This is a genomic window from Fibrobacter succinogenes (assembly GCF_902779965.1).
GTDB lineage: Bacteria > Fibrobacterota > Fibrobacteria > Fibrobacterales > Fibrobacteraceae > Fibrobacter > Fibrobacter succinogenes_F.
Window position 1 is genome coordinate 40,253 of the sequence record NZ_CACZDK010000033.1, and the last position, 17,065, is coordinate 57,317.

At 46.3% G+C, this 17,065-nt stretch carries 13 protein-coding genes; all 13 read left to right on the forward strand.

The window, feature by feature from the left end:
* Positions 1-73: 73 nt before the first annotated feature.
* Positions 74-889, forward strand: coding sequence for an FKBP-type peptidyl-prolyl cis-trans isomerase (locus tag HUF13_RS13605; RefSeq protein ID WP_173475635.1), 816 nt, complete (start codon positions 74-76; stop codon positions 887-889).
* A gap of 101 nt (positions 890-990) precedes the next feature.
* The gene (gene argA, locus HUF13_RS13610) at positions 991-2,349 is read left to right on the forward strand and encodes an amino-acid N-acetyltransferase (protein WP_173475636.1); all 1,359 of its coding nucleotides are present in this window, start codon (positions 991-993) and stop codon (positions 2,347-2,349) included.
* A gap of 183 nt (positions 2,350-2,532) precedes the next feature.
* On the forward strand, positions 2,533-4,314 hold the full coding sequence (locus HUF13_RS13615) for a hypothetical protein (protein ID WP_304039187.1): 1,782 nt from the start codon (positions 2,533-2,535) through the stop codon (positions 4,312-4,314).
* A 9-nt stretch (positions 4,315-4,323) separates the two neighbouring features.
* Positions 4,324-5,727, forward strand: coding sequence for a hypothetical protein (locus tag HUF13_RS13620; protein ID WP_173475637.1), 1,404 nt, complete (start codon positions 4,324-4,326; stop codon positions 5,725-5,727).
* 5 nt (positions 5,728-5,732) lie between these two features.
* Positions 5,733-7,940, forward strand: coding sequence for a hypothetical protein (locus tag HUF13_RS13625; protein ID WP_304039189.1), 2,208 nt, complete (start codon positions 5,733-5,735; stop codon positions 7,938-7,940).
* Between the two features lie 15 nt (positions 7,941-7,955).
* Positions 7,956-8,546: a nitroreductase gene (locus tag HUF13_RS13630; protein ID WP_173475638.1), complete on the forward strand. Its 591-nt coding sequence runs from the start codon at positions 7,956-7,958 to the stop codon at positions 8,544-8,546.
* Positions 8,547-8,706: 160 nt separating this feature from the next.
* Complete coding sequence (folE, locus tag HUF13_RS13635; protein WP_073425275.1) at positions 8,707-9,273, forward strand: GTP cyclohydrolase I FolE; 567 nt, start codon at positions 8,707-8,709, stop codon at positions 9,271-9,273.
* Positions 9,274-9,527: 254 nt separating this feature from the next.
* The gene (locus tag HUF13_RS13640) at positions 9,528-10,826 is read left to right on the forward strand and encodes a S9 family peptidase (protein WP_173475639.1); all 1,299 of its coding nucleotides are present in this window, start codon (positions 9,528-9,530) and stop codon (positions 10,824-10,826) included.
* 256 nt (positions 10,827-11,082) lie between these two features.
* Positions 11,083-12,288, forward strand: a complete 1,206-nt coding sequence (locus HUF13_RS13645) for an alpha/beta hydrolase (protein WP_173475640.1) — start codon at positions 11,083-11,085, stop codon at positions 12,286-12,288.
* Between the two features lie 235 nt (positions 12,289-12,523).
* Positions 12,524-12,964: a helix-turn-helix domain-containing protein gene (locus HUF13_RS13650; RefSeq protein ID WP_173475641.1), complete on the forward strand. Its 441-nt coding sequence runs from the start codon at positions 12,524-12,526 to the stop codon at positions 12,962-12,964.
* Positions 12,965-12,973: 9 nt separating this feature from the next.
* On the forward strand, positions 12,974-14,269 hold the full coding sequence (locus tag HUF13_RS13655) for a type II toxin-antitoxin system HipA family toxin (protein ID WP_173475642.1): 1,296 nt from the start codon (positions 12,974-12,976) through the stop codon (positions 14,267-14,269).
* A 132-nt stretch (positions 14,270-14,401) separates the two neighbouring features.
* Complete coding sequence (gene glgA, locus HUF13_RS13660; RefSeq protein WP_173475643.1) at positions 14,402-15,634, forward strand: glycogen synthase; 1,233 nt, start codon at positions 14,402-14,404, stop codon at positions 15,632-15,634.
* Positions 15,635-16,281: 647 nt separating this feature from the next.
* Entirely contained in the window at positions 16,282-16,623 is a 342-nt protein-coding gene (locus tag HUF13_RS13665; RefSeq protein WP_173475644.1) for a hypothetical protein, read from the forward strand.
* Positions 16,624-17,065: the final 442 nt, after the last annotated feature.

The window sequence follows — 17,065 nt, forward strand, 5'->3', positions numbered from 1 at the left end:
TCACAAATTTTTTCGTTTTTTTTCGCCAAAAAAGGTATCTTTTTTTTAAAAGTTTAGGATTGGAAACATTTTTATGAAAAAAATTTGTTATTTGCTGGCATTTCTTGCGGTGAATGGGCTTGTAGCCTGCTGTGGTGGTAAACCTGCACCAGCTGTTAATCCGAGCCCTGTACCTGCTCCAGCCGTGAAACCGGCTCCCGTTGTTCCCGATTTGTCGCCATTGCCAGAACCTGCTCCAGTTCAAGAGCAGAAAGTGTTCTTGAATAATGCCGTTGACCGCTATAGTTATGCGCTCGGTGTTGATTTTGGCAGGGCCGTTTCTAATATCAACGTGCCTGTAAAGTTTGATGTCCTTGTGGATGCCATGCGCGATGTCCTTGATTCTAGCCGTGAAGTTCTCATGACGGATTCGCAGTCCGAGGCCGCTCTTCAAGACCTGCTGAACCAGATGCAGGTGCAGAAGGAAATCGATGAGTCGGCTGCTTCACGTAAGGCGCTTTGCGATCAGGCCGCATTCCTTGCAAAGAATATCCAGGATCCGCGAATCTGGGTCACGAAAAAAGGTGTGCAGTATTTAATGCTCAAGGAAGGAACTGGAGTTAAGCCCAAGGCAAACGATAAAGTTCGAGTTCATTATGTGGGCACTCTTCTCAACGGAACGGAATTTGACAATAGCGTCAAGCGCGGCGCCCCGATGGAGTTTGAGGTGTCGGCTGTGATTGAAGGCTGGCAGGATTTGCTCATGGACATGAAAGTTGGCGAAAAGGTAAGGGCCTGGATTCCAAGTCATCTTGCTTATGGTGAAGCTGGTGCTCCGCCATCTATTCCGTCTAATTCGCTTTTGGTATTCGAAGTGGAATTGCTGCAGGTGTTCCCTTCCAATAATTAACTTTGTGGGCGAGAGCCGGTTCGCACGAAAAGTGCTAAATATTTGTTCAAATGGCGAAGGATGTTCTGTCCTTCGCTTTTTCTGTTGCTACTTTTTAGGCCATGAATAACGCAGCGTCTGATTTTTATTCTCAACACTTCGAAGTGGCCGGATTCATCCGGGAAGTGTTTGGCTACATGGACAGGTTCAAGGGCCAGCTTTTCGTCTTGAAGATCGACGATAGCTTGATGGACCATCCGATGTTCCCCGTGCTGATGCGCGATATTGCCCTTTTGCACAAGGCGGGCATTCGCATTATCATTGTGCCGGGAACGCGAAATAGCATTGACGCTCAGCTCAAGGCCTGGGACCTTGAAACGGAATTCCATAACGGCGTAAGACTTACGAACGAAGAAGCGCTCCCGCTTGTGGAGCAGGCGTCTTTGGGTGTTGCGCAGCGCATCATGAGCCACCTTACGGCGAGCGGTCTCAGCGGCATTCAGGGCAACTGGATTCTGGCGCGCAGCATGGGCGTGATCAACGGTGTCGATTATATGCGCACCGGACGCATCGAACGCATCCAGCGCGATTTGCTGGAACAGCTCATGGACGAGAAGTTTGTGCCTATCATTCCGCCGATTGGCTGGAACAAGATTGGTCATGCATATAACATTTCGAGTACGGAACTGGCGACGGAACTTTGCAAATACTTGAAGGTCGGAAAGCTCTTCTTTATCGGAAGTGAAAGTGGCATCAAGCTTGAAGGTCTTGTGACCGGCAAGAACACGAAGTATCTGGAACCGACGGATAACGGGCTCATTTCAGCAATGGATGTGGACCAGGCAAAGGAACTTTTGGAACTCAATTCCGATGTGCTCGACTTTGCGCAAATGGATTACTTGATGAATGCCATCCATGCTTGCGAAGCCGGTGCAAACCGTGTGCATTTGTTGAGCGGTGAATTTCAGGGAAGCGTTCTGCAAGAAGTTTTCTCGGCGCGTGGTGACGGAACCATGGTGTACGCGAACCAGTATTCGTGTATCCGCCCGGCGAATATCGAAGATATTCCGGATATCTTGCGCATTATGCAGGACTACATTGCAAAGGGCTATTTGGTTCCGCGCACGCAGGATTCCATTTCCGAAAAGTTGGAAGATTATGTTGTCTATAGCATCGACAATAGCATCCACGGCTGCGGAGCGCTCCATGCATTCGAAGACGGAATGGCCGAAGTGGCAGGAATCGCCGTTGGCGCGAACTACCGCAAGTCGGGTATTGGCGATGCGATTGTGCGCCACCTGATTTCGCTTGGCCGCATGAAGGGCTATAAGAAGTTGTTCCTGCTTACGACGCAGGCGCTCGATTGGTTCTACCAGCTTGGTTTCGAAGACGGAACAATCGAAGAATTGCCAAAGAGCAAGCGTGAACATTACAATCAAAAGCGCAAGTCCAGAATCTTGATGCTCCCGCTGGATAAGTAATCCGCGGACATTTCGCAATCGCTGTCATTCCCGTCCCGGAACAAGTCCGGGATGACAATCGGGAATCTCCATTTTGTTAAATAGTTCCTCCTTTCAAAAATCCCTCCGGCCTTAAGGCCGGATTATCTATTTTATATACTCTGTGCAAAATAGAGTTTGTATATTTACAAAAAATAGGGAGAAATGATGAGAGTGTCTAAGGCTGCATTTGCGTTGCTCTTTTCGCTGTTGTTTTTGATGGCATGTTCTGATAACGGTAATGATGGTGGAGAAATCCTTGCCCGTTACGATGAAAATGGAGTCCAGTATTCCCCGACGGAAATAGATGGCATTGTGGGGTATATGCCTTCGATGAAGGCGGAGTCTGTCAGGATTGTAGTTGTCGATGCATCGCTAAATCCGGTGGATTCTTTTGAGGTGCCGATAGATTCGCTGGATTGGAATTCTACTGGATTCAAGGTGGGCTCACGTGACTACGAATACCCGTATGTGAAACTCGTGACGATTTTCCCGCTAGGAAAAAACGGGAAAATGGAGTTTCCGCAGTATTTGAACTTGCAAAGGTATAACTCGAATATCTTTTTGCAGTTCTATGGCGCCTTGATTTCTGGACGTGTTGAAACACTAGTCCGTAATAAGGGCCTTTGCCTGCGTGATGCGAAAGAACAGGCTTACAAGGAACTCAACAATGCATTGGGAGAATCTATTGGAAGTCCTGAAAGTAGGGCTTTTTACGACCGCGATGATTATGGAAAACAGGGACTTTTTGACCTATGGGGTTACATCCTTTGCAGGCATGAAATCTCGGATAGCTTGTTCTATAGCGACTTCAAGGAACTGCGTGATTCCTTTGCTAAGGATGGGACGGTTAGCGCTTCGATAAAGGTGCGAGCGGCCGATGCCTGGCTTTCGACTTTTAAGATTTCGTCGGATTCTATGGAGCGTGAACTTTTTAAAAGTTCAAGTCGCGATACGTTTTCAGTTCTGAAACGTTTGGATACGGCCTTCTTTAAATGGGCATATGGGTTTGATGCTGCCTGGAAAGATTCCGTCAAGATTGAAAATGAACATAGCGAATACAATGGACGTATGTTTGTCTATGAGGAAAGATGCAACTTGAGTTCTTGCGGATGGCGCCTGAAGGCCCCGCTTGAAGAAAAGATTGGTGCCTGTCTGTATTTCAGGAGTCGTTATGCGGAACTTGATGGGGTCTTTTATTTATGCCGCGATGAATCGTTTGTGTGGGAACCTGTAAGCGATGTGGATACCATTTTGAGCTACAAGTACATCAGGTGTGAGGGAAAATCTTATGGCGATTATGGCGAAATAGGTTTCTATAAAGATAATATGTATGTTTGCGATTGTGAATCTGCGAACAAGTGCAATTGGACCGAAGTCAAAAAGGACTTTAAGGCAACCGTGCTGGATACGCCGACGGTCAGTGTCTTGGCTACACAGCTTTATGGCGAATGCAGGGGACATGATGGCGAAAAGCATGTGATGGATAGTATTCTAGTGCGTTGTCACTGGTCAAAGTGGCTTAAAGTCGATACGCTCTCATACTACATGGGAATTTGCAAAAATAGTTCCAATAGGGATGAATTTGGCCAGATGGAAAATGGTGATTACTATAAGTGCAGGGCTTATGGCGGAGAGAAGTGGGAACGGTGCACGTATGCCGATGTAAAAGGGGACTTGTGCAACTGGGTGACTGCCGATATCTATAAAAAATATGATGACAAGTATTTCCATTGTAAAAATGAAAAATGGAACGAGGTCTCAGAAGAGGACGTTTATGCGCCTGTCGTGAAGGGCGACTCCTGCACTTCCAAAAACGAAAAGGAAATAAAGAAGTACGGTGAAGAATTCTTTGTTTGCCGTAGGATTGTTACGGAAGGTAAGGAACTGTATTACTGGCAAATTGCAAATGAGTCGGATCTGGAACTTTATAAGGACGAAAACTAGAGGTTTGTGATGAACTTTGTAAAAGCGTCTTTGCTGTTTCTTGTTTTGGGGGTGGTCGCATGCTCTAGCATTGATGGCGATGACGAAGTCATTGCTCGCTACGATGATGGCGTCCAGTATTCCCCCACGTTTTTGCGTGGAACGGTCAAATACCTGAAAGACCTGAAACCGGAAAAGGTCAAGATTGTAAGCGTTGATGCAAAGCTCAATCCTATCGATTCTATTGAAGTGCCGGTTGAAAAGAATGATGACGGGGAGTATGCCTTTAAGGTGGATGATCGTGATTATGAATTCCCGTTTGTAAAGATTGTGCCGGTGTTCCCGCTGGATAAAAATGCAAAGATGGAATTCGCGCAGTATGTGCGCTTGAGAGAATACAATATTGACATCGCGCTGAATCTCCCAGAGGCGGTGATGTCTGGGCGTATTGAAACGTTGATGCGTGAAAAGGAACTGGATTTCGACTCGGCGCGGGCGCGGGCGATTTATGAAATGCGTCAATCGTTTAATACGATGTCCGATGTCATGTCTTATGAAATGTATGTCTATGAGTATATTGCAAACGAGGCTAGGCTTAACGGGCTCTTGATGTACATTTATTGCCGCCATGAAATTTCGGATAGCGTTTTCTATAGCACGTTCAAGGAATATCGTGAAAAGTTTGCCAAGTCGGGAATTGCGGACTCCGCTTTGCTTGTAAAGTCTGCGGATGCGTGGCTTTCGACTTTTGAAGTTTTTGACGATATGGATGGGCATACTCAATTTAAAAGTTTGTCGAGGGATTCTGTCTTTGGGGTGAGCTGCTGTGATTATAACCTTCTTAGGCGTGCCTATGGAGCTCCTGTGCAGTTGACCACGGAGGTCTGGGAAACGGGTTCAGAAATATATTCCCGTATTGAAAACAAGTCTAGCTTGTATTATGGACGTACCTTTGTCTATGATAAGGCTCTTGGCTTTTGGCGCCTGCAAACATTGCTAGAAGATTCAATTGGAATTTGTTTGTATGGAAAGGATTCTGCTGCTGTGAGCAATGGCGCTTATTATCGCTGCAGGCTTGGCTCTGCGGTGTGGAATGTAGAATCTAATCGTGATACTATTTTGAATAAAATGTATGGATATTGTAGGGGGCGGTCTATATCCGATGGTGAATCGGGTTGTTTAGGAGATTCTCTATTTGTTTGCGAATGTGATAGCTCGAATAAGTGTGACTGGACGGACAAGTATGTAAATACGGTGTTCCAGAAAGGTGATAAGCTGTATAACTCAGTGTTGAATGCAAAAGCGGTTCGAGAATTTGGGAAGTGTTCGAGTGAGCATGACGGCGAAGTAAAAAAGCTCGATAGCGTATCTGTGAGTTGCAAATGGTATGCGGGCTCGTATGCGAATAAATGGCGTTTAGTCGAGGGCGAATAGGCGGTATGATGAATTTTAAAAGTTTTGTTTTGACGATGTTTGCGGCTTTGTGTTTTGCCGCTTGTTCTGATAATGATGAAGGTGGTGTCATTGCCCGTTTTGACGAAACCGGATATCAGTATTCGCCACACTCGATAAGTGTTGTTGTCGAGTATTTGCCGACGATGAAGCCTTCGGCGGTTCGTGTTGAGGTTGTCGATGAGCAACTGAATGCCGTGGATACGATTGAGCTGTCGAAGGATTCTACGGATTGGAAGGGGAACCGTTTTTCTATGAGTTCTCAGGAAATTGAATATCCACTTTTGAGGATTGTAACGGAGTTCCCGTATGGTGAAAAATCTAAGATGGAATTTTCGCAGTATTACCGTTTAGGGACGTCGCGTTATAACGAAAATAGTCAAAATATTTTTATGGCACTTGCGGCTTCGCGCATTGAACATTTTGTAAAGAAGGAAGGCTACAGTTTTGCAGATGCCGAGGATTCGGTGTTGAACGAGATGTCGAAAAGATTTGGCCTCAGCGCGTATACAATCAAGACCTATGAATTCCCTTCTTACAACATTGGATTTGATGATTTGCTTATATATGTTCTTTGTCGTCACGAGATTTCAGATAGCCTGTTCTATAACGACTTTAAGAAGTTGCGCGAATACTATGGCGAGAAGAGCTTAGTGGATTCGGCGATGGCTATTACAGCTGCTGATGCGTGGCTTTCGACTTTTGAAAATGTTCCTGATACAGGTTCGCACGAGACTGTATTTCGAAGTATTTCGAGGGATACAGCCGTGGGCTTGAAGAATATGCAGAAGGACTTTTTTAGCCAAGTTTATGAAATAAAATTCACGACGAAAGATTCTGTGAGAATCGAAAAAAAGTCTAGTAAGTTTTATGGGGAATGCTTTTATTATGACCGTGATGGCTATAGCGAGTATGATGCACAATGGAGATTAAAAAATCCCATCGAAGATACTATTGGACTGTGCCTGCGTATGACAAAGTCTCTTGCCGTGTATAAGGATAGTGAATATTTATGCGAAAATGGCTCGAACATTTGGAAAAAGAATGTGCACCATGATGAACTGCTGTATAGCTATTATGGATCTTGTGTGAGTTCCAAGAATGGCGAAGCTGTTTTTGCGAGGGATTCGTTGTTTATTTGCGAATGCGACAAATCGAATAATTGCGCCTGGAACGATAAGTACGCCGGCAAAGAAGTCTCTCGAAAAGATTCTGCGATTTTTGCAAAATATATCGAAGCGAAAGCGGTCGAAAAATTTGGAGGGTGCTATACCAATGGTTATGGCGCTACGAAAAAGCTGGATGAATTATATGTGCAGTGCATTAATTCAAAATGGCTTGAGGTGGATTCGTTGACGTATCATATCGGCCACTGTGCAAAGGATAATGTGAGAGGGAAGTACCTCGGGATTTATTATGGGTGCCGTAATTTTGCTGATTACGGTGCTGGCGATACCGTGTGGGCTGAAATCCCTTGGCCTGTCTATGCGGGAGAACCGTGCACTGCCAAGACGCTAAAAAAAGTATCTAGAGATAGTGCGAATTATTTTATTTGTGAAAAGAGTGATGAGAAAAAGGACGATTCCAGCGCGGTGTACAAATGGCGCAAGCTTGATAGTGCAGAAGTGATTCCTCCTGTGATTAACATGGATACGTGTGAAAATGTTTTCACCTATAACTATCTGAAAAAAGTTTACGATGGCGAATTTTACATGTGCGAGGATGGCGAATGGCATTCTGTAGACAAGGAAAAACTTACGCCTCCAGAAAAGGCTGGGGATATTTGTACCTGGGAGTTGCTTAATACCGTAAAAGGGTACGACGGGAAATACTATCAATGCACGGCGTTGAACATGTGGTTTGCTGTAGATTCTGTAACGTCAGTCGGCTATGCGTATCGCGATAGCATTGGTAGTTGCGATACTCTTTCGAATGAAACCTTGCATTGGAACGAGAAAACCTCGGCGCTTTGGGGGTGTGTCAAGGATGGAGACGGATTGCGTTGGGGAATGGTTAAATTGAAAGAAACGGAAAAGTGTTCGTTGCCGGACCCTCTAGACTTGAGCCGTTTTGCTGGGGGAACGCTTAATAGCCCCTATAATTATTCTGTGGATCTTGATGGGACTGTTTATAACTTTGTGCCGTCTTTAAGTGGTGAATGGATTTTGAAAAGCATAGAAAAGCCAGAAGAATAATATTACATTTAAAATATGAATACACTGGAAAATATCAAGACGCGTCGCAGTACGCGGAAGTTCAAGGCTCAGCCTGTTGAAATCGAAAAATTGCAAGCCATTGTCGAAGCAGGGCAGTTCGGCCCGACCGGCGGAAATTGCCAAACGAACCACTTCTTTGTGATTTCGGATGCGGCGGTGATTGCAAAGCTCAAGGAACTTGTGCAGTCCGCATTTGCTGCGATGGAACTTCGTGATGACCTTTACAAGAGCCTCAAGAATTCCATCACGCTTTCGCGCAAGGGCAATTATTCTTTCTGCTACACGGCGCCTGTGCTTATCGTCGTTGCGAACAAGAAGGAATACGGTAACAATATGGCCGATGTCGCCTGCGCTGTCGAAAACATGATGCTTGCCGCAAATGAACTCGACCTCGGCAGTTGCTATATCAATCAGCTCAAGTGGCTGAACGAAGACCCGACGCTTCTCTCATACTTGCGCGGCCTCGGCCTTAAGGAAGATGAACGCGTTTACGCCTCTGTTGCAATTGGCTATGCTGATACGGAATCGGGACTCCCGAACCGTACGGAAACGCCTCGCGTCGGTAACGAAGTCGAGTGGGTGTAGCGGCTATGCCGCAGTTACTAGATACTAGTCAATAGTTACTAGAGATTATCGATTTAACTTTTTTCTATCTTTACACCGCCTTGGTGATTCTTGGTGTTTTCTATACCTCAAAGGATGCCGAAGGCGGCCGACCTCATACCTCATAGCTTGCGGGTACATTATGGATTTTAAGAAAATGGAAGACGGCTTCCGGATGATTCTGGAAGGCATGGGCGAAGACCCGAACCGTGAAGGCCTTATCGATACGCCGAAGCGTGTTGCTAAGATGTACGCTGAGCTCATGACAAGCCTTACGGGCGAAATGAAGGCCGAAGACATCCTCAAGACCCGCTTCCACGAGAAGTACGATGAAATGATTATCGTGCCGGACATCCAGTTTGCAAGCATGTGCGAACACCACTTTTTGCCGTTCACGGGCAAGGCCCACGTGGCCTATATCCCGGGTGATTGCGTGGTCGGCCTCTCGAAGATTCCGCGCGTGGTGGAATATTACGCCCGCATGCCGCAGATCCAGGAACGCATGACGCGCCAGATTGCAGAACTCATCCAGAAAGTGCTCCAGCCGAAGGGTGTCGCGGTCGTTTTGGAAGCGAGCCATATGTGCATGACGATGCGCGGTGTGAAAAAGCCGGGTGCCATGATGGTCACGACGCAGCTTTTGGGTCGTTTCAAGACCGACGAAAAGACTCGCGCTGAGTTCATGTCCCGCATTTACGCTCCTAGATAGTCCATAATGCTTTTTGGGGCCCTATCCCGGATTAAAACCGGGCGAAATTTGGGGGCTGAAATTTTGTTTTACGCAGTTTTGCCGGATACTTTCGTTCCGGCTTTTCTTTTTTTAGGGGCGTTATGGATTTTTTGTCAATAAAAGGAATTTTACATATATAAATCCTCCTCTCTTTTTGATTTAGTTTAAAAAATAGCCTCCTTAAAGGCTAATGGATGGGTTGTAAGGTTTTTGAAAAAATGAGGAGTACAAAGATGAAATCAAAAATCTTAAAAACGATGGTGTTGGTGAGCTCACTGGCATTCTTCAATTGCGGAGATGAATCAGTCTCATCTGCTATTTCCAATTATGGAGAACTTTCGTCTAGTTCTGGTGAAGTCCAGCTGGGCGATGGGGCCTCTTCTAGCTCTGCGGAACAAGCTGGTCAGCAACAGGGCGAAATCTCTGGAGTTTCGTCCAGTTCTACGGGGACGGCTGAAACGCTTAGCTCTAGCAGTGTTGATGAAAGTTGCTTGGCTTCTAGCTTGCCTGATGCTTGCGGCTCGGGCTCGAATCCGACATCTAGCAGCGATGTTGCACCGGGCTCCAGTGCTGACGTTCAGGATCCTGCATCCAGCGCCGATGTGCAAAATCCGGCCTCTAGCTCTGATAAGGCTCCTGTCGTAAGTTCCAGCTCCGAGAAGGCTCTGGCATCATCTAGCTCTGCAAAGGTGGAAAGCTCCAGCTCCGAAAAGAAGGTAGAATCTAGTTCTAGTGCCGAAGCCCCGAAGGGCATTTTCCTTGCTAGCGGTAAGGAAGAAGAAAAGGACCAGATGCAAGTGGAATACAAGACTCGCACCGGCTGGGATGGCGGTGGAATCCTCTCGTATCCGAAGCAGCTTTCTTCGACGCAGAAGCACGGTGTCGTGGTTTGGGGACCGGGCGGCGGTACCGAACCGGGCGCATACGAAGGCATGATCCGTCGCTTGGCTTCTCATGGCTTTGTGGTAATCGCCCTCAAGGAATCTCCGGGTGATGCTTCTCAGGCTATCAAGGCCTTGGATTGGCTCGACAAGCAGAACAAGGATCAGAATAGCCCGCTGTTTGGCAAGCTCGACATGAATGTTGTCGGTTGCTCCGGCCACTCCATGGGCGGTCTCGAATCTGAACAGGCTGTTATCAAGGACAAGCGCGTGCTTACGGCGTTCCTCAACAACAGTGGTGACTGGAATGGTGCAGGTGCCAACAAGGTCGCAACGGACAGAACGATTGCAATTCTTTTCGGTGAAGTCGGTATGGAAAAGGACAACGCCAAGAACGACTACAACAACGCTGGCGTGAAGGCTCCGGCTTGCCTCATCGAAATGACGGGTGGCCCGCGTAACTCCGAAGGCGGTTACGGTCACGGTTCCGGCTCTTGGGACGGCATGGCTGCAACTGTTGCATGGATGCGTTGGCATCTCGGTGGCGAAACGGAACGCAAGACTGATTTCGTCGGCAGCAGTGGCAAGTACATTGACGGCTCCATTATTGGCAAGCAGGGTAAATGGAAAACCCAGTGCAAGAACTTCTAATTAAACAATAGAAATTTCCACACTCCAACAACCAAAAAGTCCCGATCCATGCGGTCGGGATTTTTTTTATTTGCAATAAATTAGATTTTACTTTTTGCGAATTGTAATTTTGAAAATTAAACCATTTGCAGATGGTGTGTTTTAAATAAATTAACTGCTTGGATTTTTTATCCACGAGACTTTGTTCAAAATGAAGAAAACCTGCGGAAATATAAGGTAATTTCTAATCAGGTTATGGTAAATAGGAGAACAAAAAATGAAATCCAAACTCTTAAAGACAATGGTGTTAGCGAGCTCGCTAGCCTTCTTCAATTGTGGTGACGATGCTGCCACATCTGCAATTTCGAATTATAGCGGACTTTCGTCTAGCTCTGCTGCAGAAGTTCAGCTGGTCGATGATTCGTCTAGTTCTACATCCGATGTTCAGGGTGGTGAATTAAACCAGCAAGGTGGCACCGAAATTTCCTCTGCTGCAGAATCTAGCAGCGCGACTGCTCATAATCCGGAATCTTCTGCTGATGTTGCCGCAAGCTCCAGCTCTGTAGCGGCTCCATCATCTAGCGCAGATGTTGCTCCGGCAAGTTCCTCTAGCGAAGCTAAGGTTGAAAGCTCCAGTTCTGAAAAGGTCCCTGCTGTTAGCTCATCTAGCTCCGAAAAAAAGGTCGAATCATCTTCGAGCGAAGCCCCGAAACAGTCCGGCATTTTCCTTGCCGATGGTAAGGAAGAAGAAAAGGACCAGATGGAAGTCAACTACATCGAACATACCGGTTTTGACGGCGGTGGAATTCTTGCTTATCCGAAACGCCTTTCTAGCGACAAGAAGCATGCTGTTGTCGTTTGGGGACCGGGTGGCGGTACTGAACCGGGCGCATATGGTGGAATGATCCATCGTCTCGCTTCTCATGGCTTTGTTGTGATTGCGCTCCGCGAATCTCCGGGTAACGCTTCTCAGGGCAAGCCTGCTCTTGATTGGCTCGAAAAGAAGAATAACGATCCGAACGATCCGCTTTACCAGAAACTTGACATGACGAAGGTCGGTTGCTCCGGCCACTCCATGGGCGGCCTCGAATCCGAACAGATGGTGATTCAGGACAAGCGCGTGATTACCGCCATGCTCAACAATAGCGGTGACCTTGGTCATTCTGCAATGGCGAAGGTTCCGACCGATAAGACCATTGGCATTGTCTATGGAAACAACGGTATGGAACGCCCGAATGCCGAAGCCGACTACAACAATGGCGGCGTGAAGGCTCCGGCTTGCTTGATCATGATGGAAGGCGCTGACTGGGGGCATGGTTCTGGTCCGTGGGGCGGCATGGCTGCAACGGTTGCCTGGATGCGTTGGCACCTCGGTGGCGAAGATTTCCGCAAGGCTGATTTTGTCGGCGCCAGTGGCAAGTACATTAATGAGCGTATCATTGGTGGCGATGGCAATTGGAACGGCAAGTGTAAGAACTTCTAATTTTTCATTCTAAACACTCCAAAACACCAAGCGTCTCGATCCTTGTGGTCGGGACGTTTGTTTTGTGTTATGGAATGACTTTGGGGGAAAATGATTTGTTGGCTGCTGTGAAAATAATTCTCTTATTTTAAAGAGAAAACTGTATATTTTGATATATATTCTGTAATATTAGAGAATTATTAATTGTGTTTTTCGGAAAAAAATAGTATATTGATTATAAACGGAGGGTGTGTTTATGGAAAAGCTTCATTCGCAATATTCTGCACAGACGGATGAATCGATTCTTGCTCTTTTGGGAAAGCGATTGGCGTCGTTTAGGGTCAGGAATAACTGGACCCAGGCGGATCTTGCTAAAAAAGCTGGCGTTGGCAAGGGAACGGTGGAGCGCATTGAACGTGGTGAATCAGTGCAGGTTTTGAACTTGGTCAAGGTATTGCGTGCTTGCGGCAATGTAGATGTGTTTTTGAACATATTCCCTGATGAAACCCCTTCACCGATGCAACTTTTGTACATGGGCAAAATGAAGCTCCGTCAGCGGGCAAGAACGTCGGGCAAAAAGGCTCGGGTTAGCAATGCTGTTGCGGATAATTCCGCTGAATATACTGCTTTTGACGATGATTCCGATGGCGATATGCAAGAGCGCAAAACAGCTTGGGTTTGGGACGAGGATAAGTAGCGGTAAGATATGATTGCGGTTGAAGTCAAACTTTGGGGAACGACTATCGGGGCGCTCTCGATGGAAAAGGGTGAGACTGTTGCCCGTTTCGAATATGCTCCGACTTTTGTCGGGGCAGGTGTGGAGCCATCGCCGATGGTGATGCCGGTGTCCAAGCAGATTTATTCGTTCCCGTTGCTTTCGCGGACGTTCCATGGCTTGCCAGGACTTTTTGTGGACTCTATACCAGATAAATTTGGAAACAAAGTAATTGATTCCTGGCTTGTGCGACAAGGGCGTGATCCTGAAAGCTTTACCGCACTCGAACGCCTTTGCTATACGGGAAACCGCGGCATGGGGGCATTGGAGTTTTTGCCTTTGCTTGGGCCCGATTCTGCAGAAAGCGAATCGCTGGATGTTGAAAACTTGAGATCCTTTGCGGCCGAAGTCTTGAATCAACGAAAAACTTTTTCGACGAAATCGCTGAGCCGAAAAAAGCAAAAGTCCTTTGAGGAAATTCTGCGCGTAGGAACTTCAGCGGGCGGCGCCCGTGCAAAAATTCTCGTGGCTTACAATGAAAAAACAGGTGAGATGCGTTCGGGGCAAGTGGCGACTTCGCCTGAATTCAGTTATTGGCTTTTGAAACTCGATGATGTCGAGAACAATAGCGACAAGGAATCCGCTGATCTGTTCGGTTATGGCGCCATTGAATACTCGTATTCGCAGATGGTGAAGTCCGCGGGCATTGACATGACGGAATGCAGACTTTATGAATGCTCTGGTCATAAGCACTTTATGACGCGAAGATTTGACCGTTTGGATGGTGGGAAAAAATTGCATTACCAGTCGCTTTGCGGACTTGCCCATTACGATTTTAATTTGCCCGGAGCGTATAGTTACGAACAAGCGTTGGATATTGTCAAACGGCTCGGTTTGGGTTACGATGCCTTGGAAGAAATGTATCGCCGTGCGGTGTTCAACATTTGCGCAAGGAACCAGGATGATCATGCGAAAAATATCGGGTTCCTCATGGATAAGCGTGGCGTGTGGACGCTTGCGCCGGCGTTCGATATGACTTACGCCTACAATCCAGAGGGGGCATGGACGGGTTCGCACCAGATGACGTTCAATGGTAAGCGCAGCGGATTTACACTTGACGATTTCAAGGCGGTTGCGAAATTCGCAGGGCTCAAACAGGGGCGTTTTAAGAAAATCCTTGCCGAAGTCGAAGATGCCGTGCGCCAGTGGCCAAAATTTGCCAAGCGAAATGGCGTTCCGGCAAAGATTATTCGCAATATTGAAAAAGCGCAAGAATTTGTAAAGTGATGAAGGAGACAATTCAATAGTTTGCTACAGTGAAACTATTGATTTTCAGGGTTTAAATTTTTAATATTATCAGTGAAAACAGTTTGCGGACACCTACCTAACCACTGCCCACTAAACACTGTTTGCTGTATTATGAACGCTGCTATCCTTACTAATGAGTTTCCGCCAGAAATCTATGGCGGTGCAGGTATTCACGTCAAGTTCTTGAGTCAGGAACTTTCGAAGCTCTGCCACATCGAAGCCCGCTGCTTTGGCCCGCAGAACGACGATGCTGACAATATTCGTGCCATTGGTTTTAGCCAGAAGCTCGAACACAATCCGGCAGACGAACGTTTCAAGAAAATCTTGAAGCCGCTGGACATCAATCTTCAGTGGATGTCTTCGCTCAAGGATATCGATGTGATTCATTGCCATACGTGGTATAGCCATTTCGGTGGCGTGGTGGCAAGTCGCCTTTTGCAGTGCCCGCTCATTCTCACAACGCATTCGCTCGAACCGCACCGTCCGTGGAAGGCCGAACAGCTGGGTGTCGGCGGCTATAACATGAGTTGCTGGATTGAACGCACCGCTTACGAAGCCGCTGATGGTGTGATTGCCGTGAGCGAAGGCATGAAACGCGATGTGATGAAGCTTTATGGTGTGCCGGAAGATCGTGTGAAGGTTATCTACAATGGTATCGATCCGGACTTTTACAAGCCTACTTTCGATGAAGAAATCTTGAAGAAGTGGGGCGTGGATCCGAAGCGTCCGTTTGTGCTGTTCGTGGGGCGCATTACGCGCCAGAAGGGCATTAGCCAATTGATTCAGGCTATCCCGCAAATCGACAAGAACGCCCAGGTTGTGCTTTGCGCCGGTGCGCCGGATACGCAGGAACTTGCCGACGAATGCAAGAGCTTGATTGAAAAGGTTCAGGCAACGCGTGATGGCGTCGTTTGGATTCAGGATGCTGTACCGCATACGGAACTCCGCGTGCTCTATAGCCATGCGACCGTGTTTGCGACCCCGTCGCTTTACGAGCCGTTCGGCATTATCAACCTCGAAGCCATGAGCTGCGGCACTCCGGTTGTGGGTTCTGCAGTCGGTGGCATCCCGGAAATCATCGTCGATGGCGAAACGGGTTACCTTGTGCCGCTCAAGGCTGTGTCTGCGACGAACTTTGAACCGGCCGACCCGAAGGCCTTCCAGACGGACTTTGCGAACAAGCTTAACAAGATTCTCGAAAATCCGGAACTTGCGAAGAAAATGGGCGAAGTCAGCCGCAAGCGCGCTATTGACGTGTTCAGCTGGAAGACGATTGCCAAGCAGACATTCGACTTCTATCAGGAATGCATCGAACGCTACAAGCGCGAAGGCAAGCGTGTCTAGAACTTGGCTCGGTCGCCATTAGGCGACCTCTTAGAGCTTAGAACTTAGTAGAGTCTTCCTTTCCTTTGTTGTCATTCTCGACCCTGTCATCCTCGGAGCTTGTCATTCTCGACCGAAGGGAGGGAAACCATCATTTCTCGTATCTACGTTTGGGAGGGTATCCATTATTTCATAAAATCAAAAGGTGGCTTCAGGCCACCTTTTTTGCGTTCTCACATCGTGTGCATAAAATACAAGCGTATTCAGAACTGTATGGATCTCCTAGTGGAGGATGACGGCTCCGAGGATGCTTTCACTTCATACATCTATGGGATGGCTTGCTTCCCCTCTACGAGGGTCGCAATGACGTAAACACTGTTTACTAACCACTGTTTACTGCCAACTTCCTACTTCCTACCGCCTACTTCCCACTGCCCACGATCTTCTCCACAATAGCGCCGGTGGTGAGGAGTTTTGGCAGTACAATTTGTTTATACATAAAATCTTGATTTTATTTGTGTAAATTTATATATTAAAAGACAATTTATTACAATAGATGACGATAATAATAATTCTTCAAAAGGAATTCTTGGCCCAATTATGATAACAAAAAATGCAATATTGGAGTATTGTTTTGAAAGAAATTATAAATTGGATGGGGATGTAAAATGAAGGTCCTGTTACTGATTCTTAGTATATTTGTTTTTTGGGGTTGCTCTACAGAAGAATGGAATGCTGGTTGCTCTTCAGATTCAGGCAACTTTGGACATGACGTGCTCTTGACAAAATATTATGCGTTTGATAGGTATTTTTATAATGGTGTTTATGAAAAGAATACAACTTTGACATTCTCTGCAACGAGTAAGGTTGTTTTGGATCTTCGAAAAGATTCTGTATTTTCAAAGATTGTTATTGATTCCTTGAATGATACATTGGAAATACAGAATGGTCATTTTTCAATCCATAAAATGCCTTATAATGATTGGATTAAAAAAAAAGGAAGCATATAGTTTTGCTTTAACAGTAGATTCGACAATGAAAAAATGGAGAGTGAATGAAAGAAATGAAATAGAAAAAATAGATTCGGTTTCCAAGTTTTATGAATCAGAGGTAAATAACGATTCACTTCTTTTAAATGTGTCTGTTGATGATTCTTGCTTTGTTCTTGCGGATTTTGAAATTGACGATATGTATTGTAACGATAAGTATTTTGTTAGGTCTAGTCGAAAATTCTGTGCGAATTCATCTATGAGGGACTCTTCTATTATAACGAAATAAATGAATAAAAAGGTGTTAAATATGAAGATAAAATTTATTTTGAATTAAAGTATATGTGCAAAAATGGCCCCGTCATTTGATGTGAACCCCGAAAGTTGGACACAACTTTCGGGGTTTTCATGTATAAGAAACACACAGAAGAAGAGTGGGCAAAAGCCTTGGAAATGTTCCAAG